Annotated in this window: 2 protein-coding genes; one reads left to right on the top strand and one right to left on the bottom strand. The window is 50.6% G+C overall.

The window, feature by feature from the left end:
• Positions 1–73: 73 nt before the first annotated feature.
• Positions 74–604: a transcription/translation regulatory transformer protein RfaH gene (gene rfaH, locus AC1DVH_RS30865; RefSeq protein ID WP_477756982.1), complete on the bottom strand. Its 531-nt coding sequence runs from the start codon at positions 602–604 to the stop codon at positions 74–76.
• Positions 605–1,252: 648 nt separating this feature from the next.
• Here rfaH and AC1DVH_RS30870 point away from each other — a divergent pair.
• A partial coding sequence (locus tag AC1DVH_RS30870) for an arsenate reductase/protein-tyrosine-phosphatase family protein (RefSeq protein WP_477756981.1) occupies positions 1,253–1,568 on the top strand: 316 nt, incomplete at its 3' end.

The following is a 1,568-nucleotide window of genomic DNA, read 5'->3' on the forward strand; positions in this document are numbered from 1 at the left end:
GACGAGAGCAACTGACCTTGTTGCCAGAATGGTATCTGCTCGTTGATTGGCTGGCCGGGAGCAACGCGCCGTGTCAATGCTTACTGATATCAACCAGGGGGATGCTGATTCTTTGCTCACGTTGCAGCAGTGTCATCAGGAGCAACACACGCTGCTCTCCCTCCATCGCCAGGAAGATCGCTTCCACATCGGCAAAAGGCCCCTCATTGATACGCACCCTCTCGCCACAGGCAAACCGAGCCTCCACAGGGGCTGCGCTATCGTGCTCATGAAGTCGGGCGATCAAGTCATCACCTACGGGCAGCGGCTTGCCTCCAAAACTGACAATTCGCAATACACCGCGGGTAGAACGCAAAGGCGCCCAGCTCTCACCTGAGCCTAGCTGGATAAACAGATAACCCGGAAACAGCGATTCGCGAACAATCCTCCTGCGCCCCTGTAAATCACGTTCGCGCCGGTGCGTAGGGCGAAAACAGGTATACCCCTGGTTAACCAGATTGATCTCTGCACGCTCGTCCTGGCTCGCCTTGCATTGAACCAAATACCAGGCGCTAGCAGTGAGACTCTCAGGCAAGGTCGTTTGGACCGCCGAAACACTATGGATGGACACAATCAGCCCCTTCTACACCTATGTGGCCAAGTAGCTCCGTGGCTTTCTCCTCGACCTTGCGACGGATTTCTCCCAAGGATGGAAACGCACCTGAGAAACGGAATTGGCCGATCATGGAAACTGCGTCCTTTAAAAACACACGAAACTTATTGGCAATAAACGAATGCCAGAGAACGCTTTATCCAAAGCAACCCCCTACACTTATCATCAAACCGCACCTCACGCTATTTAACACAGCCCAATACTGGACAACACAAAAAATTCGGAAATGTTAAAATTTGTCCGATATTAGTCGGTAATGTTATTTTGAGGGCTATTGATGTTATTTAATATCTGACTTTATATATTGATATTTTTTTTCCGCACGCAATTAATAATCACGTGGCATTTAATGGTTGAGTTTGTCGTGGGTTGCCAGTTATGATTTTTAGCACAGCAACTGTCAAGCACGCTCCAAGTCGAGATTCCAGCAGATCTGAGTCTTCGCAGTGAAAAGTTTCATCCAGTACGGTAATTCCTCACGGAAAGAGGCACACACCCAATAGCTGCAAGCCGTCACAAAAGTGCCATTGAAGAAGAACAGAATTTCAGTCTTTCCAATTGCACCATCACCGCAAGTGTGGAATTTCCAGGGAGGTTGCCTTGTTTAACAAGATTCTCATCGTTTGCATTGGCAACATTTGCCGAAGCCCTACTGCAGAACATTTGTTGCGGGAAGCACTGGGCCGGTCCGGGATCGAAGTCAGCTCAGCGGGTCTTGGCGCGCTACAAGACCACCCTATCGAGCCCACCGCCCGGGTCGTACTGGAAGAGCATGGCCATCTTCCAAAAGAGCACAAAGCCAATCAACTGACCCCCGCCACCATCAGCGAATCGGATCTGATCCTGGTGATGGAGCAGTCCCACATAGACCGTGTTCTCAAGATCGCGCCTGAAGCGCGAGGAAAGGTCTTCTTGC

The sequence above is a fragment of the Pseudomonas sp. P4_C3 genome, from assembly GCF_056402075.1.